General features: G+C 52.2%; 20 protein-coding genes, 1 tRNA gene and 1 pseudogene. 12 read left to right on the top strand and 10 right to left on the bottom strand.

Annotated elements, in window-relative coordinates:
* Positions 1-155 precede the first annotated feature (155 nt).
* Genes A8O25_RS16675 through A8O25_RS16650 form a run of 6 tightly spaced genes read left to right on the top strand, consistent with a single transcriptional unit; the run spans position 156 to position 6,564 of the window.
* Positions 156-2,102, top strand: coding sequence for a BatA domain-containing protein (locus tag A8O25_RS16675; RefSeq protein WP_066837045.1), 1,947 nt, complete (start codon positions 156-158; stop codon positions 2,100-2,102).
* Positions 2,086-3,372, top strand: coding sequence for a dihydroorotase (locus A8O25_RS16670; RefSeq protein ID WP_066837042.1), 1,287 nt, complete (start codon positions 2,086-2,088; stop codon positions 3,370-3,372). Before A8O25_RS16675 ends, A8O25_RS16670 begins: the two co-directional genes overlap by 17 nt.
* A 23-nt stretch (positions 3,373-3,395) precedes the next feature.
* Positions 3,396-3,914: a DUF4199 domain-containing protein gene (locus A8O25_RS16665; protein ID WP_066837039.1), complete on the top strand. Its 519-nt coding sequence runs from the start codon at positions 3,396-3,398 to the stop codon at positions 3,912-3,914.
* Positions 3,915-3,929: 15 nt separating this feature from the next.
* Positions 3,930-4,448 (top strand): DUF4199 domain-containing protein, encoded by a 519-nt coding sequence (locus A8O25_RS16660; RefSeq protein ID WP_066837035.1) that lies wholly within the window; start codon positions 3,930-3,932, stop codon positions 4,446-4,448.
* A 5-nt stretch (positions 4,449-4,453) separates the two neighbouring features.
* Entirely contained in the window at positions 4,454-5,422 is a 969-nt protein-coding gene (locus A8O25_RS16655) for a glycosyltransferase family 2 protein (protein ID WP_066837032.1), read from the top strand.
* Complete coding sequence (locus A8O25_RS16650; protein ID WP_066837028.1) at positions 5,422-6,564, top strand: glycosyltransferase; 1,143 nt, start codon at positions 5,422-5,424, stop codon at positions 6,562-6,564. The genes A8O25_RS16655 and A8O25_RS16650 overlap by 1 nt, the downstream gene beginning before the upstream one ends.
* A 68-nt stretch (positions 6,565-6,632) precedes the next feature.
* On the opposite strand, the pseudogene A8O25_RS16645 reads toward A8O25_RS16650, so the two are convergent.
* The 7 genes and pseudogenes from A8O25_RS16645 to A8O25_RS16615 all read right to left on the bottom strand — a co-directional run bounded on the left by A8O25_RS16645 (position 6,633) and on the right by A8O25_RS16615 (position 14,614).
* A pseudogene (locus A8O25_RS16645) lies at positions 6,633-8,170 on the bottom strand (YifB family Mg chelatase-like AAA ATPase).
* 201 nt (positions 8,171-8,371) lie between these two features.
* Positions 8,372-9,037: a hypothetical protein gene (locus tag A8O25_RS16640; protein WP_066837025.1), complete on the bottom strand. Its 666-nt coding sequence runs from the start codon at positions 9,035-9,037 to the stop codon at positions 8,372-8,374.
* A gap of 115 nt (positions 9,038-9,152) precedes the next feature.
* A complete protein-coding gene (lpcA, locus tag A8O25_RS16635; protein ID WP_066837022.1) occupies positions 9,153-9,737 on the bottom strand; it encodes a D-sedoheptulose 7-phosphate isomerase in 585 nt (194 codons plus the stop codon).
* Between the two features lie 6 nt (positions 9,738-9,743).
* Positions 9,744-10,148 carry a hypothetical protein gene (locus A8O25_RS16630; protein ID WP_066837019.1) on the bottom strand — a complete coding sequence of 135 codons (405 nt, stop codon included), beginning with the start codon at positions 10,146-10,148 and terminating at the stop codon, positions 9,744-9,746.
* A gap of 208 nt (positions 10,149-10,356) precedes the next feature.
* Positions 10,357-12,186 (bottom strand): ABC transporter ATP-binding protein, encoded by a 1,830-nt coding sequence (locus A8O25_RS16625; RefSeq protein WP_066837017.1) that lies wholly within the window; start codon positions 12,184-12,186, stop codon positions 10,357-10,359.
* Positions 12,187-12,537: 351 nt separating this feature from the next.
* Positions 12,538-12,846, bottom strand: coding sequence for a hypothetical protein (locus tag A8O25_RS16620; RefSeq protein ID WP_066837014.1), 309 nt, complete (start codon positions 12,844-12,846; stop codon positions 12,538-12,540).
* Positions 12,847-12,946: 100 nt separating this feature from the next.
* On the bottom strand, positions 12,947-14,614 hold the full coding sequence (locus A8O25_RS16615; RefSeq protein ID WP_066837060.1) for a capsule assembly Wzi family protein: 1,668 nt from the start codon (positions 14,612-14,614) through the stop codon (positions 12,947-12,949).
* 223 nt (positions 14,615-14,837) lie between these two features.
* Here A8O25_RS16615 and A8O25_RS16610 point away from each other — a divergent pair, with 223 nt between their 5' ends.
* Together A8O25_RS16610 and upp are read left to right on the top strand one after the other, a co-directional pair.
* Entirely contained in the window at positions 14,838-15,800 is a 963-nt protein-coding gene (locus A8O25_RS16610) for a GNAT family N-acetyltransferase (protein WP_066837012.1), read from the top strand.
* Entirely contained in the window at positions 15,755-16,408 is a 654-nt protein-coding gene (gene upp, locus A8O25_RS16605) for a uracil phosphoribosyltransferase (RefSeq protein WP_082893705.1), read from the top strand. The genes A8O25_RS16610 and upp overlap by 46 nt, the downstream gene beginning before the upstream one ends.
* 339 nt (positions 16,409-16,747) lie before the next feature.
* On the opposite strand, the gene A8O25_RS23295 is transcribed toward upp, so the two are convergent.
* Positions 16,748-16,906, bottom strand: coding sequence for a hypothetical protein (locus A8O25_RS23295; RefSeq protein ID WP_161947774.1), 159 nt, complete (start codon positions 16,904-16,906; stop codon positions 16,748-16,750).
* A gap of 158 nt (positions 16,907-17,064) precedes the next feature.
* On the opposite strand from A8O25_RS23295, the gene A8O25_RS16600 reads away from it, so the two are divergent.
* A complete protein-coding gene (locus A8O25_RS16600; protein WP_241499062.1) occupies positions 17,065-17,478 on the top strand; it encodes a hypothetical protein in 414 nt (137 codons plus the stop codon).
* Positions 17,479-17,989: 511 nt separating this feature from the next.
* Here A8O25_RS16600 and A8O25_RS16595 read toward each other — a convergent pair.
* Positions 17,990-19,453 carry a DEAD/DEAH box helicase gene (locus tag A8O25_RS16595; protein WP_082893704.1) on the bottom strand — a complete coding sequence of 488 codons (1,464 nt, stop codon included), beginning with the start codon at positions 19,451-19,453 and terminating at the stop codon, positions 17,990-17,992.
* A gap of 441 nt (positions 19,454-19,894) precedes the next feature.
* Here A8O25_RS16595 and A8O25_RS16590 point away from each other — a divergent pair, with 441 nt between their 5' ends.
* The 3 genes from A8O25_RS16590 (at position 19,895) to A8O25_RS16580 (ending at position 22,515) form a co-directional block, all read left to right on the top strand.
* Positions 19,895-21,235, top strand: a complete 1,341-nt coding sequence (locus A8O25_RS16590) for a dihydroorotase (protein WP_066837008.1) — start codon at positions 19,895-19,897, stop codon at positions 21,233-21,235.
* A gap of 81 nt (positions 21,236-21,316) precedes the next feature.
* Positions 21,317-21,390, top strand: a tRNA-His gene (locus tag A8O25_RS16585).
* 198 nt (positions 21,391-21,588) lie between these two features.
* Positions 21,589-22,515 (top strand): PfkB family carbohydrate kinase, encoded by a 927-nt coding sequence (locus A8O25_RS16580; protein WP_066837007.1) that lies wholly within the window; start codon positions 21,589-21,591, stop codon positions 22,513-22,515.
* Between the two features lie 108 nt (positions 22,516-22,623).
* Here the strand turns inward: A8O25_RS16580 and A8O25_RS16575 are convergent, their stop codons facing one another.
* Positions 22,624-23,001: a hypothetical protein gene (locus A8O25_RS16575; RefSeq protein ID WP_066837005.1), complete on the bottom strand. Its 378-nt coding sequence runs from the start codon at positions 22,999-23,001 to the stop codon at positions 22,624-22,626.
* Between the last annotated feature and the right edge of the window lie 26 nt (positions 23,002-23,027).

Genomic DNA, 23,027 nt, shown 5'->3' with positions numbered 1-23,027 from the left:
TCACACGCGGGAGAGTAGGTAGCCGCCAACCCCCTTACCAGGAGAGGCCCCACGGGTGAAACCGCAGGGGCCTCCCTGCGTTTAAGCCCTGCCAGGGCCAACCCCCCCTTGCCTTTGAGGCGGCACCCCGCTATATTGGGGTAAAAATGGTGCAGATGTTTTTACTTACCTCAGGCGCCGCTGTTGCGTCCTTGCTTCTTCTCTTCATTCATTTCTTTGGCCTTCGGCTAAGGCAGAAACTTGAGTTTTCTCATATACAGTTTCTTTCCTCCATTCTGCATAGATCCAGATCCGTTAAAAAACTTCAAAATGTAGTTTTGCTGCTAACAAGATTACTCTTTGTTGTCTCAGCGCTTATTGCCTTTTTCCTTTTTATCTCTGATTCATCAGAACAAGAAGCTGCAGCAGGTGCAAATGCCTTGGTGCTAGTAGATGATTCATGGAGTATGAAAGGTGTTGCCAAGGTAAATGCTTTTTCAAAAGCAGAATTAATTGATCAGAAAACAACTGCTTTCCTCTCTGAAGCACAAGGCGGTAAAAATCAGAGTAGTATTGCAAATACAGATGCTCAAACTAAAAAGACATTCCGCACTTTTAGTGAGTTGGAGAACTATGTAGCACAACAAAAGAAATCTACCGCATTATTTATTATATCAGACTTTCAAAAGTCACAGTTCTCATTAGAGCAGGTAAGCACTTTTTTAAAGAGGAATTCAGTTTCACTTGTCTCTGTTCCAAGCTCCTCTTCTCCCAATTTTTTTATTGACTCTGTTTGGGTAGATCAACCTATTTATTTAGCGGGGAGTGCACTTACCGTGATGGTTAGAGTGGCGGGCAGCCAGCAATCAGAAAAAGAACAGGTGTTAATAAAAGCTTTGGTAGGTGATAAACTGGTAGGTAGCTCTCAACTTTTGTTAGAGCCACAGCAAAAAGGAATTGTCAAATTTGATTTGAAAGGGGAGGGTAATTCTGCCACTAAGCTTAAAGTAGTGGTAGAAGACACTAAGTCTCCTTTTGATAATGAATATTTTGCAGTTCTTCCTACCCCTACCTCTATTAAAATAAGAATAGGAGAAAAGGTTGAGCAGGGCCATCCAGTAGTGCAGGCTCTGGGGCAAGAAGCTGCTTTTACTTTACACAGAAAACAATCACCCTCTGCTTCCACTTGGTTTTTTGATGCATCTACCGGTAGTATCAACTCAGGTACTGCCAGAGAAATGAAAGATTGGCTTCAGCAGGGGAAATCACTGATCTTAGTGCCTGCGGTTGGGAGTCAAGACGCTCTCCTTTCTCTTCTAACTGAAATAGGTTTGAAAGGTATACGTGCAGAAGCTTCTGTGAGTAAAACCTTACATGCGCCAGACCTTAGTGATCCTTTTTTTAGATCTATCTTTGAAAAACAGGTGAGGAATATGAAAATGCCTCAGATACAGCCTCTACTTTTTTGGAACAGTGCTTTCCATACCATCTTAAAGTTTTCTGACAATAGTCCCTTCTTGAGCTCCTTTCAACTAGAGAAAGGGAAATTACACCTTTTCTCTGCTCCTTTAGAGAAAGAAACTTCTTTTGCGGCGCATCCTTTGTTTGTGCCAGTACTGTACCAGTTAATTATAACTGATAATACAGGTTCTCCATCTCCGCTAGCCTATGCTTTAGATCAGGATGAAATCAGGCTGCCTGCTGCAGGCGCATTGGCAGCTTCCAGAGAGGGAATTACGCTTAGAAAAGATGCTCAGAATATAATTCCAGAACAGAAAGTGAGAAAAGGAGACGTTGTTATTTCTTTGCCCACAGAAGTCACAATACCGGGTTTCTATGAAGTAGTAGCCGGAGAGCAGGTACTCTCAACAGTTGCGCTGAATATTCCTGGAAAAGAATCTTACTTAGAAAGTTACTCTGTGAATGAATTAGAGGAAATAGCCAAAGAGCAGGGGACAAGTATAAAAGTAGTGGAGCTGGAGGAGAATCTTCCTCTGCAAAAACTGTTTCAAAACTCAGAAAGTGGCATGTCGCTGTGGAAATATTGCCTAATATTGTGCCTGCTCAGTCTTCTGGCTGAGGTTGTCATTTTAAGTGCAAAAAAACGTGGATCACTTATTTAAAGCTGTAACCCTTGTTGATAGTTCTTCCTCCTTTAACGGGCAATCTGTTGATATTTTAATCAAAGAGGGTAGAATTCATAAGATGGATGCTTCCATATCTGAGGAAGAAGTTGGGAAAGGTGTCCAAGTTATCACAGAAGAATCCCTTTGCTGTTCAATTGGTTGGTTTGACCTTTCAGCATTTACCGGGGAGCCAGGGTATGAACACCGGGAAACACTGGATAGTTTTATGAAAGCAGCGGCCCTTGGTGGATTCACTGAAGTGGCGTGCCTTCCCAATGTGCAGCCGGTGTTAGAAACAAAAGCGGCTTTGGAGCTGCTCAAACAGAAAAGTGTTGCTGCCCCTGTTCAACTACACCCCCTTGCGGCGGTAACCCATCATCTGGAAGGAAGAGACTTGGCTGAGCTGCTGGATCTGCATCAGGCTGGAGCCGTGGCTTTTTCTGACGGGTTAGTCCCTATCCAATCTGAAGATACACTTTTGAAAGCGCTGAATTACATCAAGCTGTTCAATGGCGTGTTGATGAACCACCCGGTTAATCTGAAGATAGCGGCAGGTGGTCAAATTCATGAAGGCGTGGTGAGTACGCAATTAGGTCTCAAAGGTATTCCTGCTATTGCTGAAGAGGTGCAGGTGGCGCGGGATCTTCAGTTACTGGAGTACACAGGCGGGCGGTTGCACTTTTCTCAACTGTCAACGGCTGGGGCGCTTGAAGCCGTTAGAGTTGCAAAGAAAAAAGGGCTGCAGGTTACTTGTGACGTGGCTGCGCACCAGTGTGCTTTTATTGATGAGACCATTGAACCGTTTGATACCAATTACAAAGTGTCTCCCCCCTTTAGAAGTGAGCAAGACAGACAAGCCATTATAGCAGCAATACAAGACGGTACCATTGACGCCCTTGTCTCAGCCCATACACCTTGTGATGTAGAAACCAAAGAACTGGAATTTGACTTGGCAGATGTCGGCATCATTGGTTTGCAAACAGCCTTTGCTACTGCCGTAGGTTCTACAATAGATGCTGTCCCTTATACCAGAATTGTTGAAATGTTTACCAGCGGTGCAAGGCAGGTGCTTGGCTTACCCTCACCACAGGTAGTGGAGGGCGCAGTGGCCAACCTTACTTTCTTCAGTCCAGAAAAGGAGTGGCGCTTTACAGAGGAGAACAATGCCTCAGTTTCAAAGAACTCACCTTTCCTGGGTAAGACACTCATTGGTGAGGTATATGGGACTTACTTTAATGGACACTTCACGCTTAATCCAGCTTTTTAAAATAGAATCGCTCCTTTCCAGATATGTTTGACAGAGCAGTTGTAAATACCGCCATTCGTTATGGGGTCACCGGAGGGGTGGTAGGAGTGGTCTATGTGGTGTCTTTAGCATTGTTAGGGTTAGAGAACCCTTACGCAAATGTTGCTGAAGTCTCTTCTATAGTCTTTTTTATCCCTGTTTTCATTATTCTGGCTACTAAATATTACAAAAAGTACTACGGGGCAGAAATCGGTTTTGCCAAAGCCTTTAAAGTAGGACTGGCTACTACTTTTTTTCTTGCGTTTACAACCGCCGTGCTTTTGTGTATCTTCTCTCTTCTTGCGGGAGAGGAAATGATTCAACAATATATTATATTGGAGCAGGAGAACATGAGACTGCATCAGAAGGAGTTAATCCAGATGATGGGAGAGCCAAATTACAAGTTTGCATTTGAAAAGCTGAAGGAGCTAAACGCCACAACACTGGCGCAGAGGACTTTTATGTTTAGAATGCTGGCTGGTTTTTTAACGAGTATCGTTTCTAGTGTCTTTTTTAGAAAATAACTAAAACATATTGTTATGACAGAACAAACTACCTCCCCATCATCTGTAGGCGTACGCTATGGGTTAATTACCGGTTTTATCTCGGTCATTTTTAGCTTGGTCTTATATGTCACTGAAATGCACCAGAATAAATGGATGTCAGTTCTGAGCATCCTGATTTTGGTAGCAGGTATTGTAATGGCTCATAGCTATTTCAAGAAAGAAAATATGGGGTTCATGTCTTATGGGCAAGGATTAGGAATAGGGGTGATTCTTTCGGCGGTGGCAGGAGTGTTAGGCAGTATCTTCACCTTTGTGTACGTTAAGTTTATTGACACTGGTTTTCTTGAGAAGGCGCGCAACGCCCAGATAGAGGAAATGGAAAAGAACGGGATGAGTGATGATCAGATTGAACAGGCCATGAACATGGCTGAAAAGTTTTCTGGACCAGGAATGATGTTGGTCATGGGTATTGTAGGATCAGTGGTGATAGGTTTAATCATTTCATTAATTGTTGCGGCTATCATGAAGAAAAGCCGGCCAGAGTTTGAGTAAAATACATGCAGTATAAAGTTGATATTTCTGTAGTGATTCCTCTGTTGAATGAAGCAGAATCACTACCTGAGTTAACCCAATGGATAAACCGTGTGATGGTATCACACGGTTTTATTTATGAAATCATTTTGGTGGATGATGGAAGTACAGATGCTTCCTGGCGGGTGATCCAGGAACTGGCCCAGAGGGATCAAAATTTGAAAGGCATCCGGTTTAACAGAAACTACGGGAAGTCTGCCGCCTTGAACGTTGGCTTCAAGGAAACCACGGGCAGGGTGGTGATCACCATGGATGCTGATCTGCAGGACAGCCCAGATGAGATCCCGGCCTTGTATCAAATGATAGTAGAAGAGGAGTATGACCTTGTCTCCGGCTGGAAAAAGAAAAGGTTTGACCCTTTAAGCAAAACCCTGCCCACCAAGTTGTTCAATGCCGCTACCCGTAAAATCTCCAAAATCAAACTCCATGACTTCAACTGTGGCCTGAAAGCATATGATGCCCGGGTGGTGAAGAGCATTGAGGTGTATGGCGAAATGCACCGGTATATACCAGTGATTGCCAAATGGAACGGTTTTAGCAAAATTGGGGAGAAAGTAGTACAGCACCGTGAACGGAAGTATGGCACCACCAAATTTGGGCTGGAGCGGTTCATGTACGGCTTTCTGGATTTGATGTCTATCACGTTTGTGTCTAAATTCAAAAAGCGCCCCATGCACTTTTTTGGTAGTTTAGGCTTTGTCTGCTTTCTGGTAGGTTTCCTGATCACCATGTGGCTGATTGGTGAGAAAATGTACTACTCGTTCCAGAACCTGCCCGTGCGCGATGTCACTGACCAACCTCTCTTCTTCTTAGCCTTAGTGGCGCTCATCATTGGCGTGCAGCTCTTTCTGGCCGGGTTCATGTCTGAGATGGTTTCCTTGTCTGGCAAACGTAAGAATGAGTATTTAATCAGAGATGAAATAGGGTTGGGCTAATGGCGCACATTGTACTGATTGGCCCGGCTTACCCTTTCAGGGGAGGATTAGCCACTTTTAATGAGAGGCTGGCCCGTGCCTGGCAACAGATGGGGCATCAGGTTGAAATCATCACGTTCACTACCCAGTATCCATCTGTACTGTTCCCTGGCAAAACCCAGCTGGTAGAGGGGCCTGCCCCCCAGGGAATTGATATAAAGAGAAGGCTGAGTTCTGTCAACCCCCTCACCTGGCTAGCGCTTGGCAAAGATCTGCAGAGCAGGAGGCCAGATATTATTCTCTTCAGGTATTGGCTCCCATTCATGGGCCCCAGCTTTGGGACAGTAGCCAGGTTGGCAAAGAAAAACGGCCACACAAAAGTTGTAGCGCTAACAGACAATGTAGTGCCGCATGAGAAAAGACCAGGTGATACGGCTTTTACCAAATACTTTCTGCAGGCCTGTGACGCGTTTGTAACCATGTCAGACGCGGTAATGCAGGACTTACGGTTGTTTGAGAAAAAGAAACCAGCCGTTTTTCATCCGCACCCGCTGTATGACACCTATGGGGTTGCTGTGCCACAGGCTGAGGCGCTTCAGCGCTTAGGCTTACCGCAAACGGGGAACTACCTCCTGTTCTTCGGTTTTATCAGGCAATACAAAGGCCTGGACATCCTGTTAAAAGCCATGACAGATCCTGGAATGAGGGAGCGGGACATAAAACTGATAGTAGCAGGTGAATTTTATGAGGCACCTGAACCCTATACAGAGATCATAAGAGACGGAGGCTTAGAAGACAGGGTGATCCTGAAAACAGAGTACATCCCAGATGACAAGGTGGCTCTGTATTTTTCAGCCGCTGATCTGGTGGTGCAGCCTTACCGCAGAGCAACCCAAAGCGGGGTAACTCAAATTGCCTACCATTTTGACAAACCCATGATCATTACCCGCGTGGGCGGGTTACAGGAGATGATCAAAGACCAGGAGGTAGGGTACACCGTAGAGGCAGACCCGGAGGCCATTGCTACTTCTATCTTCAGGTTCTTTAATGAAGGCCGAAGTGAGGAAATGAAAGCGAACATCCAAAAAGAAAAGCTAAGGTTCTCCTGGGGTTCCCTCGCCCAAACAATACTAGATCTGGTGGCCCCAGCAGCTAAAACCTAAGAAGGTAAGAGTACGTGCAGCTGAGCTGTTTTCGACCTGTTTTCAGGAAAACAGACCGAAAACAGGAATTACCCGGCCCAGCCTTCCCGGTCCAGGCTGCGGTACTGAATGGCCTCTGCCAGATGTTCAATTTTAATTTCCTCAGAGCCGGCCAGGTCAGCAATAGTGCGGCTCACTTTCAAAATACGGTCATAGGCGCGGGCAGACAAACCTAGCTTTTCCATGGCCTTTTTAAGGAGCAGCCGCCCCGCTTCATTAATGCGGCAAAGGTCTTTCACCATCTGGGGGGGCATCATGGCGTTAGAGTGAATGTCTGGGAAGGCCTCAAACCGCTTGGTCTGCCACTCCCGGGCCCGCTCTACCCGCTCCCGTATGTCGGCGCTGGTTTCAGCTTTGCGGGTGGCGGTCATCTGGTCAAAGGAGACCGGAGTAACCTCTACGTGCAGGTCTATGCGGTCCAGCAGCGGGCCGCTCACCTTGTTCAGGTACCGCTGCACCACGCCGGGGCCGCACACGCAGTCTTTCTCTGGGTGGTTATAGTAGCCGCACGGGCACGGGTTCATGCTGGCCACCAACATAAAGTTAGCGGGAAAATCAATGGTCACGCGGGCCGCGAAATAGTGACCCGCCGCTCCTCCAGCGGTTGCCGCATCACCTCCAGCACGGTGCGCTTGAACTCAGGCAGCTCATCTAAGAATAGCACCCCGTTATGTGAAAGCGAAATCTCCCCCGGTTGCGGATTCCCGCCGCCCCCTACCAGGGCCACGTCTGAAATAGTGTGATGGGGCGCTCTGAACGGGCGCTGCGCCAGCAGAGAAGCCTGCGGCCCCAGTTTACCCGCCACTGAATGGATTTTGGTGGTCTCCAGCGCCTCGTGCAGGTTGAGGGGCGGCAGAATAGAGGGCAGGCGTTTGGCCAGCATGGTCTTGCCAGCGCCCGGCGGCCCAATCATAATCACATTGTGACCACCGGCGGCGGCAATTTCCAGCGCCCGTTTAATGTTCTCCTGCCCCTGCACATCAGCAAAGTCTGCGGCGTACTGGTGCATAGACGTCTGGAAGAGGTCACGCGTATCTATTTTTATAGGGGTAATCTGCTTTTCCCCAGCCAGAAAGTCAATGGCTTCTTTGAGGTTGGTGACGCCAATCACGTCCAGATTATTGACAATGGCGGCTTCCTGGGCGTTCTGCTGCGGCAGAATAAACCCTTTGAAGCCTTCTTTTCTGGCCTGAATGGCAATAGGCAACACACCTTTGATAGGCCGGAGCTCCCCATCCAGCGCCAGCTCCCCCATGATGAGGTAGCGGTCCAGCTGGTCAACCAGGAGCTGGTCAGAGGCGGCCAGAATACCAATGGCAATGGGCAGGTCATACGCAGACCCCTCTTTCCTGACATCGGCGGGAGCCATGTTGATCACTACTTTCTGGCGCGGCATGCGGTAGCCGTGGTGCTTGAGGGCACTTTCAATGCGCTGCTCACTCTCTTTGATGGCATTGTCTGGCAGACCCACCAGAAAGTACTTGGTGCCGGGGGTAACGTTTACTTCAACGGTAATGGTAAAGGCATTCACGCCCTGTACGGCGCTCCCGAAGGTTTTAACCAACATATAATCTTGTATGCAAGGTGTTTATCTAGAGGGGAGCAACAGCAAACCCCCGCAATTAATTCCTTAGGCACGTTCTGTTTCTGGGCTGTTTTTGCCAAAACTACCTAAAACTGGCTTCAAAGACTATCAGAAGGGGTAGGGGCTTTTACGGGAGGGCCCTGCGGCCGGAAACAACCACGCCCAAAGCCAGTGTACCCCTACTTACTGCTGGTGCAGCTTGACCAGATCTTCATGAATGGGCAGGTAGGCGCTGGTGACCTCTTTGCCCTTCTGGTGGAGGATAATGGCTACACAGGTGCTGTCTGGGCCGGTGATCTCAAAGGCAAGGCCTTCCCCGGTGGCATCATAGAGGTAGGCGCGCTGCCGCCCCTGGTACTGGTAATGCGCCAGCGGCCGCACCCGGTTAAAAGCCTCTCTGATTTGCGGCAACGTACTGCCGGTGCTGAGGCCAGAAGGCATCACCTTAAAGGCCGAAGACGTAACCCGTACCTGGTGCACGCCCACTGTCTCTTGGGGCGTGCCGGTTTTCTCCCGTACCGTGTACACGTTCAATTCCTCCCGTTTTCCGCCGTTGGCGGAACTGTACCACGTTGAAAGGGACTTGCCCATGGCGGCGTTACTGGCATCTGGCTTGCCTAACGCCTCTGCTACTGCTTCTGGTGACTCATTCAGAGAGGTCTGCCCCATGCGTTCTCCCGGCACTATCTGGTAAGCAGAGTCAACGGCGGGGGCGGCAGAGGGAGAACTGGTAGAATCAACCGCTGCCCCCTGTTCAGAAGCAGCGGTAGCGGTGCCTTTTTGGTCAGAGGTAGAAGTGCCGCAGGAAAGGCAGCCGCAAAGAAGCAGGCAGTATAGGAATGGGCGCATGAGCGTAACGTTTTTAAAGTATACTCTGCTCACGGGTGAAGGGATGCCAGCGGTCAGGAGATTTTTTCTGTTTTGGGGCTGTTTTGGCCAAAAAAGCCCCAAAAACAGAATGGCCCTAGGCCATGTGCTTCTCCAGCAGCAGAATCAGAATATGAATCACTTTGATATGGATTTCCTGAATCCTGTCGGCGTAGCCGAAATGGGGAACCCTGATTTCTACGTCACTAAGCCCAGCCAGCTGGCCGCCGTCTTTGCCGGTGAGGCTCACCACGTGCACCCCTTGGTCGCGGGCCACCTGGGCGGCTTTAAGGGCGTTTCCTGAGTTCCCGCTGGTACTGATGGCCAGCAGCACATCACCGGGTTTGGCCAGCGCCTCTACGTAGCGGGAAAACACCTGGTCATAGCCAAAGTCATTAGAGACACAGCTCATGTGGCTGGGGTCTGCAATGGAGATGGCGGCCATGGGCGCACGGTTTTCGCGGTAGCGGCCGGTGAGTTCCTCAGCGAAGTGCATGGCGTCACACATAGAGCCGCCGTTGCCGCAGGAGAGGATTTTGCCGCCATTTTTCAGGCTGTGCGCCATGAGTTGGGCGGCCTGCTCAATGCTGGCAATAGTGGTGGGCTGGGCTAAAAAGTCTGCCAGAACTTGTTGGGCCTGCTGTAGCTCCTGCAGAATGAGGTCAGAAGAAGTAGGGTTCATGTGGGTTTAAGGTAATGGGCGGTGGTGGTTGGGTTTCGCCAGATGGTTTGGGTCTCTGGTTGGGTCAACGGCGGGCGGGGGCACAGTATTGTCCAGCGGTGGGGCTGGCGTTTGTGCGGCGGCCTCAGTGTTTAGCCGCTGGTCATACAGTTTGGCTTTGAGTTCTGTCAGTTGGCGGTGCTCTAGCGCTAACCCCCGTTTTAGTGTGGCAATATACGCGTTTTCTACCAAGAGTTCAGCCAGAAGCAGAAGGACACCTGCCCAAAGCAGCCTCCGGTAAAAGGCGGCGGCGTCTGCCATGTCAAACAGCGCCACAAACTTGTCTACGCTCAAGATGCGCAGCAGAAACAGCAGGGCAATGATCAGGTACGCCATCACCGCTATATTGATTATTTTCTTCAGGGTCTCCATGTCATAAGGTGTCTAAACATTAGATATAATGAATATTCTACTCTTTACGGGAGAACCTGAGAAATCGGTACAAATGAGGGGAAGGGATAAAGAGAGGAAGTCTGTTTTTTGGCCTGTTTTCTGAAAACCAGGTCAAAAACAGACTTCCTCTGTAGGGGTTGCTGATTCTTCTGATGTCAACACGTAGCAACCAGCAATCTACCCTTCATCAGGTGTTCTGCATCTGGGTGAGCTTGTAGTACAGGCCGCCTTGCTCTACCAGTTGCGCATGGTTGCCGCGCTCTACAATACGCCCCGCCTGCAAGACAATAATCTCATCTGCGTGCTGAATGGTGCTCAAACGGTGGGCAATCACCAGAGAGGTGCGGTTCTTCATGAGGTTGGTCAGGGCCTCCTGCACCAGCTTCTCAGACTCGGTATCCAGCGCCGAGGTGGCCTCATCCATGATCAGGATGGGCGGGTTCTTGAGAATAGCGCGGGCAATGCTCAGGCGCTGCCGCTGGCCGCCAGACAATTTGCCGCCGCGGTCGCCAATCACGGTCTGGTAACCGTCTGGGCTCTGCATGATGAACTCATGGGCGTTGGCAATTTTGGCCGCGGCTATGACTTCGGCCTCTGTGGCGTCTGTTTTGTTAAAGGCAATGTTGTTGAAGATGGTGTCATTGAACAGGATAGACTCCTGGGTCACAATCCCCATCTGCTCTCTGATTGAGTGCAGGGTGCAGTCACGCAGGTCATGGCCGTCAATGGTGATGGCGCCCTGGGTGGGGTCATAGAAACGGGGCAGCAGGTCGGCCAGCGTTGACTTTCCGCCGCCAGACGGGCCAACCAGCGCCACGGTCTTCCCTTTGGGGATGCGCAGGTTGATGTCCTGCAGAATAGGGTCATCCGCATAGCGGAAACCAACGTTTTTGAAATCAATCTCCTGGGTGAAAGACGGCAGAACCTTGGCGTTGGGCTTGTCCCTGATTTCGGGCTGGGTGTCAATCAGGGCCAGTACGCGCTCACCGGCCACCAGGCCCCGCTGTATATTGCTGAAGGCGTTGGAGATGGCTTTTATGGGCACCAGCACCTGGGAGAACAGTGCCAGGTAAGCCACCAGCATAGGGCCGGTCAGGTCAGAGTTCCCGGCAAGAATGATAGAGCCGCCAAAGTACAGAATACCCGCCACCACGGTCACGCCCATAAACTCAGAGAATGGCGAGGCCAGGCTGCGCTTGTTGTTCATGGAGGTGATGATGTGCGCGTAGCGGTTGTTGCTCTGGTTGAATTTGTCTATCACATACGGCTGGGCGTTGAAGCCTTTGATCACCCGCAGGCCGCCCAGGGTTTCATCAATAATGCCCAGAATGGTGCCCAATGATTCCTGCCCTTCAGAAGACTGCCTTTTGAGTTTTTTGGCAATGCTGGAGATGATGAGCCCAGACACCGGCAGCACCAGCAGACTGAAGAACGTAAGCTTAGGCGACAGGTAAAACAGCACCCCAAAATAGCCAAACAGGTAGAACGGTTCCCGGAACAGCACATTGAGGGTGCTGACCACTGAGTTTTCCACCTCCTGTACGTCATTGGTGAGGGTAGACATGATGTTGCCCTTGCGCTGGTTGGAGAAAAAGCCCAGCTGCAGTTGCGTAATGCGCTCATACACCTGCTGCCGCAGGTTCTTCACCACGCGGGCCCGTACCACGCCTTCAATGCGCAGGCCTATGTACCTGAAAACATTAGAAAGCAGCACTGAGCCAATCAGCAGGAAGCAGATGAACTTGAGCGCGCCCATGGTGCCCTGTGCCTGCACCACCTGCCCAAAATAGTAGTTGAAAAACTGCTTGGGCCAATCAAATGAAAGTTCAAAGGCCGGTGGGGCCGTAGGGATCACCCTGTGCGCCTCAACCTGGTCAAACAGCACCGTCATGAGTGGGGCCAGCAACGTAAAGTTCATGACCCCAAAAATGGTAGCCAGCAGCGTAGCAATGGCATACCCCGGTACGTACTGGCTAAATGGCCGCGCAAAGTTTAATATGCGGAAATAAGTTTTCATTACGGCAAAGGTACGGCTTTGAATTCTAAAACAGCATACCGCGCCGGCCACTCGTTTTAGGGCTGTTTTCTGGAAAACAGGCCCAAAACAGGAACGCTTTGATCAGCAGGTTTTCCTCCTGAGGGTGCCGTGTCACTTTCTCATAGCGTCTTCTGGAAAGGATAGAGTCCCCCTTTTGTTTGCCGGGGGCCAGGGAAGGGGTCGTTTGTTTAAGAGCGTGTTTCCATTTCTCTTTTACGCTGCAAACGGGCCTCAGCAGAACCTGACCTGGCGGTTGCCTCGCACCATAGCGCTGCTATGCTCCTCGAAAAACCATAGAAGAACCTTTTGCTCCCCGTTTGCAGCGCAAAATCAAAATTTAAACATGCTATTTAGGCCGGTAATATCTTTGAGTTTCTCTTTTGCCTGGTTGGCCATGTTGTCTATGATGGTAACGTGATCAGTATCCCTGGTAATACCGGTAGGGACTTCAAACTGAAGTTTTTCTGCCAAAGGCGCGGGCCGGTTCATGACAAAGGCGGCGGTTTGCTCAGAATATTTTTCCCTTGCCTGCTCAGCCGTGAGCCTGCCGCACACAATTTCATGCATCAGGTTCAATGCCAGAATGTTGGCCGCCTCCATGTCACAGCGGGCAGAGACTTCACCCTTGGTGCGCTCCACAATGACGCTGCCGTCAAACTTTGCCAGCTCTGAGAACTTCTCTATGGCATACCTGGGGCTAAGTTCCTGCCTTTATGCTTTTTAGAGGGCGGTAAATTATTTAGAACTCATACTGCCGCTGCGGAATGTTCCACCGCAGGGAGATGGCAGAGAAAGCCGATTTCTGGTCAAAGGCATTATCAGCGGCGTTGGCGCGGCGCAGCACCTGCGTCACGTCAATGTTCAGGTTGTGCAGCAGCTGGTAAGACAGGTTCACCTCGCCGTAAAGCTGGTCTGTCTGTACGCCGCTGCCAATGCTGTAGCCGTAGTCACCGTTGCGGGTGGTGTAGGGCTTGAGCACGTTGCCGCCAAAGTTGCTGTTCACATTGCGCGGCTCCGGGTCCTGGCCGTAGCGGGTGGCAATAGCCTTGGCGGTGAGGGTGAGCCTGGGCACCGGCTGGTACCGCACAATAGCCACGGCCTCTGCCAGGTTAGCCCCCAGCGGGTGGGCCAGCGGCTGCTGGTAGTGCTGGTAGTTGGTGTACGGGGCCTCGTGCTGGTAGGTGAACGGGCGCACCACGTTGATCTCCCCGTGTAAGTCTAAATTTGAAACCCCAAACGCATCAATGTACTTGGCCCCACCTTGTATGGCGTATTTGTTGCCCCACCAGCCGTTCCCGGCTTTGATTTCGCTCAGCAGGAACTCATCCAGCACCAGCTGGCCGTACAGTTGCACCCGGTTGTAGATGTTCCACTTGAAGTCTGCCCCCAGCAAAGCATTGTCTTCTGAACCCAATGCCTGCTCTATGGCGCGGTAGAAGATAAGCGGGTTCAGGTACTGCAGCTCAAACCGGCCTTTGTCCCGCCCAAAGATGGTAGACTCAAACACGCCCACGTTCAGGTTGGGCAGCAGGTTGATGCTGAGGTGGTGCAGGGTCATGTACTTCTTGGGGTACAGCTGGTCACGGCGCTCATGGTCAGCGGTGAGCTCAGCGTAGAGGTTGGTGTACTGCAGTTTCCAGACCTGGGTCTGCAGCTTCAGAAAGAAATACGGGGCAGAGTAGTTGGAGAGGATCAGGGACCGGAACCCGTTGCCAATAAAGTGGCGGTCATGGCCCAGCATCACGCTGATGTGCTTGGTGGCCTGGTAATTGACATAGCCTCTGGCCGAAAAAAAGTCATAGCCGCCGTCTTTGAACGGTTTCCAGTAGGCCTCATGCGGCACAATGGTGTCACGGGCAATACGGTGGTTCACCCAGCCGGGGAAGAACGCCTGGTTGTCGGCCAGAAAAGTGTAAAAGCCCAGTTTGTCATCCAGGGAGCCTTCTACTTGCACCCCCCGCGAATTGAGGTAGCGCAGCCCGTCGGTCTCATTGTCTTCACCGGCCTGCAGGCCCAGCACGGGGTTCACGCGCAGGGTGAACTCTGGGCTCTCATAGCTGTAGAAATCAGATTTCTTCTCATAGAAGTACCGCAGGAGCGTGCGGCGGCTGGTGTTGTCGCGGTCATGGCGGGTGTAGTTCCAGTTGTCATTGAGCAGGTAGTTGATGTTGTACTCGTCTGCCTCAGACTTGTCGCTCAGGTCCTGCTCGGCAGACTCGGCCAGCGTAGCCACCCGGGCGCGCCCGTAGGGTTTGAACGAAGTGTGCAGGTTCTCCGGGTTGTACTTGATGTGGTAGCGGTCAATGACCCGGTACACCTGCTGGTCCAGCGGCACGGTGGCGTCCTGGGCGTACGCCGGCAGGCATATCGTCAGGCTGAGGAAAAGCAGCGGTAGTATGTTTTTCATATCAAGGGAATCTTGCGTGAAGATACTAGAATTTTGTGCGTGTACTCGTTGCAGGCCCCGGGGGTTGCTTTCAGGGGCCATTGCTCCCCAGGTTTTGGGGAGGAAGCGCGTTTTCCTGTTTTTGGCCTGTTTTTTCAAAAGTAGGCCCAAAACAGAAAGTGCCATCGGCTTTAGCCGAGGTGCTTTGCCCCAACTGACGCTCTAAACCCGTATCTTGCCCCAGATGATACAACTGCTGCGCCACCATGAGATTGACCCCGGGCGGTGGGAGGCCTGTCTGCAAAACGCAGAGCGGCCACTGGTGTACGCGCATTTCTGGTATTTGGAGGTGGTGGCGCAGGGGCAGTGGGAGGCGCTGGTAGAGGTTCTGGACGGGGCCTATGTGTCACTGTTCCCGCTTCCGGTGAAAACCGCATTTGGACTGGACTTCCTGTACCAGCCGTTCTTTACGCAGCAGCTGGGGCTGTTCACCACGCCCGCCAGCCAGCACCGGGATGTAGCGGAGTATGTGGCCAGGCTCCCCGCCCTCTACGCGCAGGGGCAGTACCAGATGCCCCAGATACCGGCACAGCCGAACGAGGGGGAAGCAGCATGGGGGCACCGGCTTAGAACCAACTATGAGCTGGCCCTGGACCGGCCCTATGACCAGCTGCGGCAAGGCTATTCCCTTAATCTGCGCCGCAACCTGAAAAAGAACAGCCCGCTGGAGGGGCTACGGCCGGGAACCACAATAGAGCCCTTGCTGCACCTGTTCAAAGCCACCAAAGGAAGAGAACTGCCTGAGCTGAAGGAGCGGCACTACCGTCTGCTGGCGCAGCTGTACCGGCGGGCGCAGCAGGAGGGGGTGGGCCAGCTGTGGGAGGTGGAGCAGCAGGGAGAGCTGCTGGCCGCGGCGTTGCTGCTGGTTACCGGTTCACGTACCACGTTCCTGCTTGGGGCCAGCTCTACCCAGGGCCGGAAGCAGAACGCCATGGCCCTCTTGCTGGACCAGGCTGTGCAGCGGGAGGCGGACTCAGGCAAAACCTTTGATTTTGAGGGCAGTGACGTGCCCGGCGTGGCTAAATTTTACGCGGGCTTTGGTGCGAAGCCCGTCCCCTATCTATCTTTATACTTCAAACGTCATAAACGTACTTTCCGCCAATGGATCTTCAACGCCTGCACATCCTTAGTCAAACGCCTTCGCTAGCCAACCAATTCATCTCTGAGCTGCGCGATGTCACGGTACAGAAAGACAGCCTGCGGTTTAGACGCAATCTGGAGCGGCTGGGGGAAATCATGGCGTACAGAATCTCTGAGACCCTCCCGTTTGAGGCCAGAACCGTACAGACGCCCCTGGAAGAGACAGAGCAAATGCTGCTGCAGGATTTTCCGGTGCTGGCCACGGTGCTGCGCGCGGGGCTGCCGTTCCACCAGGGGTTCCTGAACTACTTTGACCACGCTACCTGCGCCTTTATTGGCGCCTACCGGGTGGAGGGGGAGCGCCAGCTGTCTGTGCACCTGGATTATATGGCCGCCCCCAGCCTGGAGAACAAAATCCTGATTCTGGCTGACCCCATGCTGGCCACCGGCAAATCTTTGATTCAAACCTACCGCGATCTGTTGCGCCTGGGTACGCCAACCCGTTTCATCATTGCCGCCGTCATTGCCAGCCCAGAAGGAGTGGCCCACATTCACCATGAAATACCTGAGGCCGAAATCTGGGTAGGGGCCCTGGACGAGCGCCTGAATGACCATGCCTACATTGTGCCGGGCTTGGGAGACGCCGGGGACCTGGCGTTTGGGGCAAAAAAGTAACCGCCCAGGCTGATTGCTTCTTTCTTCCCCCTGGCCTTGTGCCGGTTCTGGGGAATTCCCTTGCCTGGGCATTGCCCGGAACAGCTTAGGGGTGGGCTGGGTTGAATCTCTTGCCAGCTTCTTGTGCCTCTTTGGCCTTAGCGCTGGTTTGCGGGCAAAAGGTGGTTTTCTGTAAGCCGAAGCGGAGTGATGTCATTCAGTGATGCACGGGTGTCTCGTTCGCCTGTAGGCGGCTGGTTTAGGCCTGATTTCTTAAAAGTAGCTCCAAAACAGAAAGCCTATTGCCCGTGGGGCCAGGCAATTTGTGAGGGAATCATAGCATTCAGCAGGTCCATACTTTTACCGCTTGCCGCCAGCTATTTGATTGCCATGAAGAAAGAGCATGTTCGCTGCAAACGGCATAAAAAGAACCTGCGCTCGCACTTTTACCACCTTGCAGCGCGGTTCAGAAGCTGCTTGGGCAGCACCTTTCTCTGGCATTTTAGCCAGTAAAATCAAAACTTAAGCAAGCTCTAAGTATTTTTGGAATCAGCAAGTGCCTTTTTCTGCCTTAGTCTGCGTATAGTTTATGTTAGCGTTTCCGGTAGTTTAATGGTCAAAGGGGATAAATGATAGCTGCAGCTTTAAAATATTTTTCTGTTTTCCTGCTTAGCACCGTGAAGTTTATTGGCGGGCCTTTGGCCGGGATGGCCATGGGGCTTTCCTTTGGCGCCACGCTGGCACTCACTGTGGCGGGCATGATGACCAGTGTCTTCCTGTTTTCGCTCATTGGCACGGCGGTGCACAAACAGTACATGGTGCGGCAGCGGGCTAAGAACAAGTCACTGTTCAGTAAGAAGAACCGCCGCATTGTGAAAGTCTGGAGGCGGTTTGGCATGTCAGGCATTGCTTTCTTAACGCCGGTTATTCTCACGCCCATTGGGGGCACGGTGCTGGCCTCAGTGCTGGGGGTCTCCAAAAGCAGAATTGTGTTGCACATGCTCTGGAGCGCGGTCTTCTGGGGCTTTTCCTTGACCTTGATCTTGTTTAAGCTGAGCCACCTGCCTTTTCTGCAGCGGTTTTTGGAGTAAAGCTGGCGTTTACCAGAGAAGCATTTCAACTTTCTTAATGCCAGGTTCCTGCTTTGTACGCCTTCCCGAGCGTCCCCCTTGGAAGGGGGTAGGGGGATGACGAGGCAAGTTGAAGAACCATTAGCTTCTGATAATTGAAATGAGAAGACGATTCTCGGGAATGCGTAATCTGCACGAATACATCTGCAGAAGTAATCATCCCCCTACCCCCTTCCAAGGGGGACGCTCGGGAAGGCGTGGATGAAATTAGGGAAGCGTTGAGAAGAGAAAACTAAGTTTCTTACCGTAGGGAATTTTCTGTTTTGGGGCTGTTTTGGCCAAACACAACAGAAAAAGGCTTTTTGGGGCCTCCTAGAAAAATTTTAGGAAACAATGAGCAGACTGCACTAACGGTTACAGTCAGCCATTCCAATCCTTCCCGAGTGGAAGAAATTGGAGTGGCTGACTGTTGAACTTAATGGCTGTTGAAGGCTGATTCCGCTTTAGCGGGAAACAGCCCTCAACCACTGTCTTACTTATTTCGGCTCTTGCGTTTGCTGGCGCCGCCTGATTTGGTTTTCTTCCAGCCGGCTTTTTTCTTGTCCCGCACCTTGGCGCCTTTGCCAATGTTCTCGCGGGGAGGCCGTGATTTCTTCTCATGGAAGGCGCCTTTAAAATCTGGGTCTTCGCGGCGTTTCTGGTTGTCCAGCTCACGGGCAATCTCCTGCTGCTCATCAAACGGCGTGTCATACACTTTCACTTCCTGCGGCAGCAGAAGCAGAGGGATCTTCATCTTAATGAGCTTCTCAATGCGGTCAATGTGGTGCATTTCGGCTTCATTGGCGAAGGTGATAGACGCCCCTTTTTTCTCGGCCCGGCCGGTGCGGCCAATGCGGTGCACGTAGTCTTCATAGATGATGGGCACGTCAAAGTTGATCACGTGGCTCACATCATCAATGTCAATGCCGCGGGCGGCTACGTCAGTGGCCACCAGATAGCGCACTTCGCCGTCTCTGAACGCCTCAACGGCATTAATGCGCGTGTTCTGGCCTTTGTTGCCGTGTACCACGCGCACGCCGCCTTCGCCCTTGCGGTCCAGGAAAGAGCTCACGTTGTCAGCGTTGCTTTTGCTGCGGGTAAAGATCATGACGCGGTTGAACGTCTCCTTGTCTTTGAAGAGGTGCTCCAGCAGCGCAATCTTGGTACGCAGGTTAGGCACCTGGTATAGTTTCTGGCTCACCGTCTCCACAGGCGTGGCCTGCGGGGTTACTTCCACCACCATGGGGAACTCCAGGAACTCCTCAGAAAGCGTGTGCACGCGCTCATGCATGGTCGCCGAGAAAAGTAAGTTCTGCCGCTTGCGCGGAATGATCTCCAGAATCTGGCGTATCTGCGGCATAAAGCCCATGTCCATCATTTTGTCGGCCTCGTCCAGCACCAGCGTTTTGAGCTCTTTCAAGACCAGTTCGCCTTTGCGGTAGATGTCCATGAGGCGGCCGGGCGTGGCCACCAGAATGTCAATGCCCGCCTGTATGCGCTCAATTTGGCTTTTAGGCCCTACGCCGCCGTAAATGCCTACAGTACGAAGGTCAAGGTAAGCACTGAATTTATGGATGTTCTCCTCAATCTGCAGCACCAGCTCGCGGGTAGGCGCTAAGATCAGCGCGCGCGGGTGCTTGCCCTGCGCGTATTTCACCTTCATGAGCAATGGCAGCACGTAGGCGGCAGTTTTGCCCGTGCCCGTCTGCGCAATGCCCATCACGTCATGCCCCGCCAGCGCCAGCGGAATGGTCTGCGTCTGCACCGGCGTGGGTTTTTCATAGCCCAGTTCAGTGATGGCGTTCAGGAGCTGCTTGTTCAGCTTGAAGTCCTCAAAGCTGGGCTGCGGCTCGCCTTCGGCCTCGTCTGCTGCTTCCGGTTCTGTTTCTGCCGAAGGTTCTGCGGGTATGGTTTCGTCCTGCTCGGGTGTCAGGTTTTCGTTTTCTTCGTCTATCATCAGGGCAAAGGTACGGAAATGAATTTTGGTCTTTTCTATCTTACGTTTTTGGGCTGATTTTGGGAAAACAGGCCGGAAACGGAAGAGGTAGCAGCCGTTATAATTTTAAAAACCAGGCGTTTTAAGTAATGGCGGCAAATTCTCCTCCTCAGAGGGGCAGGGGTGGGTTTCATGGGCGGGCTATTGCTTGACCGCTTGCTCAAAAGACCTCGCAGCGTCTTCCAGACCTGCGAGCGTCTGTGCCAGCTTTCTTACTGGAGTCTGGAGACTCCACACATCCTATGTCACGAGTCTGGAGACTCGCGCCAGTTCCTGAACTCCAACCTGCGGGAATCCCAAGTCCACATAATCCAGGGGCAGCCCCCTTGCCGTTTTTGACCTGTTTTCAGAAAAACAGGTCAAAAACGCCTGACTTACGCGCGTGGGGTTTATCTTAGCCGCATGAACAGCAGTATCCTGATCAAAAACGCCCAACTGGTCAATGAAGGCCAGATCCTGTCGGCCGATGTCTTGGTGAAAGACGGTCTTATCCACACCATTGGCCAGAACCTGAACGCCGTGGCAGACACGGTCATAGACGCCAGGGGCCAGTACCTGCTGCCCGGCGTCATTGACGACCAGGTTCACTTCCGGGACCCCGGTTTAACTCACAAGGCAGATCTGTACACAGAGCCCAGGGCAGCCGTGGCCGGCGGCGTGACCACGTTCATGGAAATGCCCAACACCGTGCCCAACGCCACCACCCAGGAACTGCTGCAGCAGAAGTATGACACGGCGGCGCAGAAGTCACTGGCCAACTACTCATTTTTTATGGGCGGCACCAATGACAACCTACAGGAGATTCTGAAAACCGATCCGCGCACCGTGTGTGGCATTAAGCTGTTCATGGGCTCCAGCACGGGCAACATGCTGGTAGATGACCCAGATACCTTGGAGGCAATTTACAGGCAGAGCCCCATGCTCATTGCCACGCACTGTGAAGACGAGGCTACCATTAGGGCCAATATGCAGAAATACACAGAGCAGTACGGCGAGAACATTCCGGTGAGTGCGCACCCAGAGATCAGAAGCGTGGAGGCCTGCTACAAATCCAGCAGCATGGCCGTGGAGCTGGCCAAAAAGCACAACACGCGCCTGCACATCCTGCACATCAGCACGGCTGAGGAGCTGGAGCTGTTCAGGAACGATATTCCGCTGGAACAGAAGCGCATCACCGCCGAAGTCTGCGTGCACCACCTCTGGTTTGACGCGTCACAGTACCAGACGCTGGGCTCGCAGATCAAATGCAACCCCGCCATCAAAGAGGCCCGCCACAAAGAGGCGCTGTTCCAGGGGCTGCTGGACAATAGACTGGACATCATCGCCACCGACCATGCCCCGCACACTTGGGAAGAAAAACAGTCTGACACTTATAAAGGAGCGCCGTCTGGCTTGCCGCTGGTGCAGCACTCGCTGCAGGTGATGCTGTCTTTCTACAAACAGGGCAAGATTTCACTGGAGCGGGTGGTGGAGAAAATGTGCCACGCGCCCGCCATCTGTTTCCAGGTAGAAAAGCGCGGGTTCATACGCGAAGGCTACTGGGCTGATCTGGTGCTGGTGGACCTGGAGCAGAACTATACCGTTAAGCGGGCAGATGTCTATTATAAGTGCGGCTGGTCGCCGCTGGAAGGGCAGGAGCTGGCGGGCGTGGTGACGCATACCATTGTTTCTGGGCACTTGGCCTACCAGAACGGGCAGTTTGATGAAAGCAAACGTGGTGAACGCGTGTTGTTTAACCGATGAGAAAGAAAAATTTAAGCAAAATTAGCGGCAGATACTTGCATTGAATACCCAAAGCCGCTACTTTTGCTCTCCAATTACACGGTGGCCGTAGTTCAGCTGGTTAGAGCACCAGATTGTGATTCTGGAAGTCGTGGGTTCGAACCCCATCGGCCACCCAAAAAGCTCCTGATTCGTCAGGGGCTTTTTTTGTTTTCGGGCTGTTTTTAGTATCAAGTAGCAGGTATCATGTATCAAGACTAAGGTTGAGAATACAAAACTTGTGGAGAATAGGTACTTTTACACCTAAGAATAAGAAATGTCGTGCTACGCGATACGTGCTACTTGCTACGTCTCGCGCATAACTGAAAAAAAACATGAGTCTATTAGTCATTGGGTCAGTGGCGTTTGATGCGCTGGAAACGCCGTTCGGGAAACGGGAGAAGATCATCGGCGGCGCCGGAACCTTCATTTCTTTGTCTGCAGCCAACTTTGTGCAACCGGTGAACCTGGTGAGCGTGGTGGGCGGCGACTTCCTTAAGTCAGACATTGCCATGATGCAGAGCAAGGGCATCAACACAGACGGGCTGCAGATCAAGGAGAATGAGAAGTCGTTCTTCTGGTCGGGCCGGTACTTCAATGACATGAACAGCCGCGAGACGCTGGTGACTGAGCTGAACGTGCTGGGCGACTTTGACCCCATTATCCCGGAGAGCTACCAGGACTGCCAGTACCTGATGTTAGGCAACCTGGCCCCGCAGGTGCAGCGGCAGGTGATTGAGCGCCTGCACAACCGCCCCAAACTGATTGTGATGGACACCATGAACTTCTGGATGGACATTGCCCTGGATGATCTGATCCAGACCATTGGCATGGTAGACGTGCTGAGCATTAATGATGAGGAAGCCCGCCAGCTGAGCAAAGAATACTCATTGGTGAAGGCTGCCAAGAAGATCATGGCCATGGGGCCCAAGTACCTCATCATTAAGAAAGGCGAGCACGGGGCGCTGCTGTTCCACGGGGAGGAAGTGTTCTTCGCGCCGGCCTTGCCGCTGGAGGAGGTGTTTGACCCCACCGGGGCCGGTGACACGTTTGCGGGCGGTTTCATTGGCTATCTGGCCTCAACAGATGACATCAGCTTTGAGAACATGAAGCGGGCGGTGATCCACGGGTCGGCCATGGCGTCTTTCTGCGTGGAGCAGTTTGGTACCGAGCGTCTGGTAGATTTGCAGCCAGATGAGGTGGTGCAGCGCGTGCTGGAGTTTGTGAAGCTGGTGAATTTCCAGCCGCAACGCTTGTCATAAAAGCCGTTTTCGCCTGTTTTCTGAAAAACAGGCCGAAAACAGCAGAAAAGCCCCGGCTAGAGAATGAACCACTCTAGCCGGGGCTTTTCTGCTGTTTTGAGAGACTTTTTATGATTGTGCCTGCAGCCAGCGGCGCGCGTCTTCTGCCGCGGTGAAATAGGCAATGACAATGCGGCTTTTCTGTTGGGCTAATTTGTTGGTGGCCTCTATGCTCATCTTCCCGAAGAAATCTTCCGGGGTCAGGAACGCCAGGTGGGTGACACCCGCGGCTTCGGCCCGGGGGAACCATTCCCGGTCAATCCAATGCTGACTTTTCAGCTGAATCACCTTGGCCTGTGAGGTGTCTACCAAGATCTTGCGGTAGCCAGACTCCTGCACCAGGAGCAGGCTGCGCTCTGCTATTGCTTTGAATTCCTGGTGTTTGAGAAACCCATTGAAAACAGCAGCCACGGCTTGTATCTCTCTGTCTAACTGATTTGCACTCATAGCAAAAGTGGTGGCAAAATTTGCGC

The sequence above is a fragment of the Rufibacter ruber genome, from assembly GCF_001647275.1.
GTDB classification, from domain to species: Bacteria; Bacteroidota; Bacteroidia; order Cytophagales; family Hymenobacteraceae; genus Nibribacter; species Nibribacter ruber_C.
Note: the sequence above shows the minus strand (reverse complement) of the source record. Positions and strands in the feature narration are given on the sequence as shown.

Bases quoted from the DNA above. Each gene is read 5' to 3' on its own strand.
- A8O25_RS16665 (WP_066837039.1), top strand. From the start codon at position 3,396: ATGTTTGACAGAGCAGTTGTAAATACCGCCATTCGTTATGGGGTCACC.
- A8O25_RS16650 (WP_066837028.1), top strand. From the start codon at position 5,422: ATGGCGCACATTGTACTGATTGGCCCGGCTTACCCTTTCAGGGGAGGA.
- A8O25_RS16630 (WP_066837019.1), bottom strand. From the start codon at position 10,148: ATGGAGACCCTGAAGAAAATAATCAATATAGCGGTGATGGCGTACCTG.
- lpcA (WP_066837022.1), bottom strand. From the start codon at position 9,737: ATGAACCCTACTTCTTCTGACCTCATTCTGCAGGAGCTACAGCAGGCC.
- A8O25_RS16675 (WP_066837045.1), top strand. From the start codon at position 156: ATGTTTTTACTTACCTCAGGCGCCGCTGTTGCGTCCTTGCTTCTTCTC.
- A8O25_RS16660 (WP_066837035.1), top strand. From the start codon at position 3,930: ATGACAGAACAAACTACCTCCCCATCATCTGTAGGCGTACGCTATGGG.
- A8O25_RS16595 (WP_082893704.1), bottom strand. From the start codon at position 19,453: ATGATAGACGAAGAAAACGAAAACCTGACACCCGAGCAGGACGAAACC.
- A8O25_RS16610 (WP_066837012.1), top strand. From the start codon at position 14,838: ATGATACAACTGCTGCGCCACCATGAGATTGACCCCGGGCGGTGGGAG.
- A8O25_RS16580 (WP_066837007.1), top strand. From the start codon at position 21,589: ATGAGTCTATTAGTCATTGGGTCAGTGGCGTTTGATGCGCTGGAAACG.
- A8O25_RS16575 (WP_066837005.1), bottom strand. From the start codon at position 23,001: ATGAGTGCAAATCAGTTAGACAGAGAGATACAAGCCGTGGCTGCTGTT.
- A8O25_RS16615 (WP_066837060.1), bottom strand. From the start codon at position 14,614: ATGAAAAACATACTACCGCTGCTTTTCCTCAGCCTGACGATATGCCTG.
- A8O25_RS16625 (WP_066837017.1), bottom strand. From the start codon at position 12,186: ATGAAAACTTATTTCCGCATATTAAACTTTGCGCGGCCATTTAGCCAG.
- A8O25_RS16655 (WP_066837032.1), top strand. From the start codon at position 4,454: ATGCAGTATAAAGTTGATATTTCTGTAGTGATTCCTCTGTTGAATGAA.
- upp (WP_082893705.1), top strand. From the start codon at position 15,755: ATGGATCTTCAACGCCTGCACATCCTTAGTCAAACGCCTTCGCTAGCC.
- A8O25_RS16640 (WP_066837025.1), bottom strand. From the start codon at position 9,037: ATGCGCCCATTCCTATACTGCCTGCTTCTTTGCGGCTGCCTTTCCTGC.
- A8O25_RS16590 (WP_066837008.1), top strand. From the start codon at position 19,895: ATGAACAGCAGTATCCTGATCAAAAACGCCCAACTGGTCAATGAAGGC.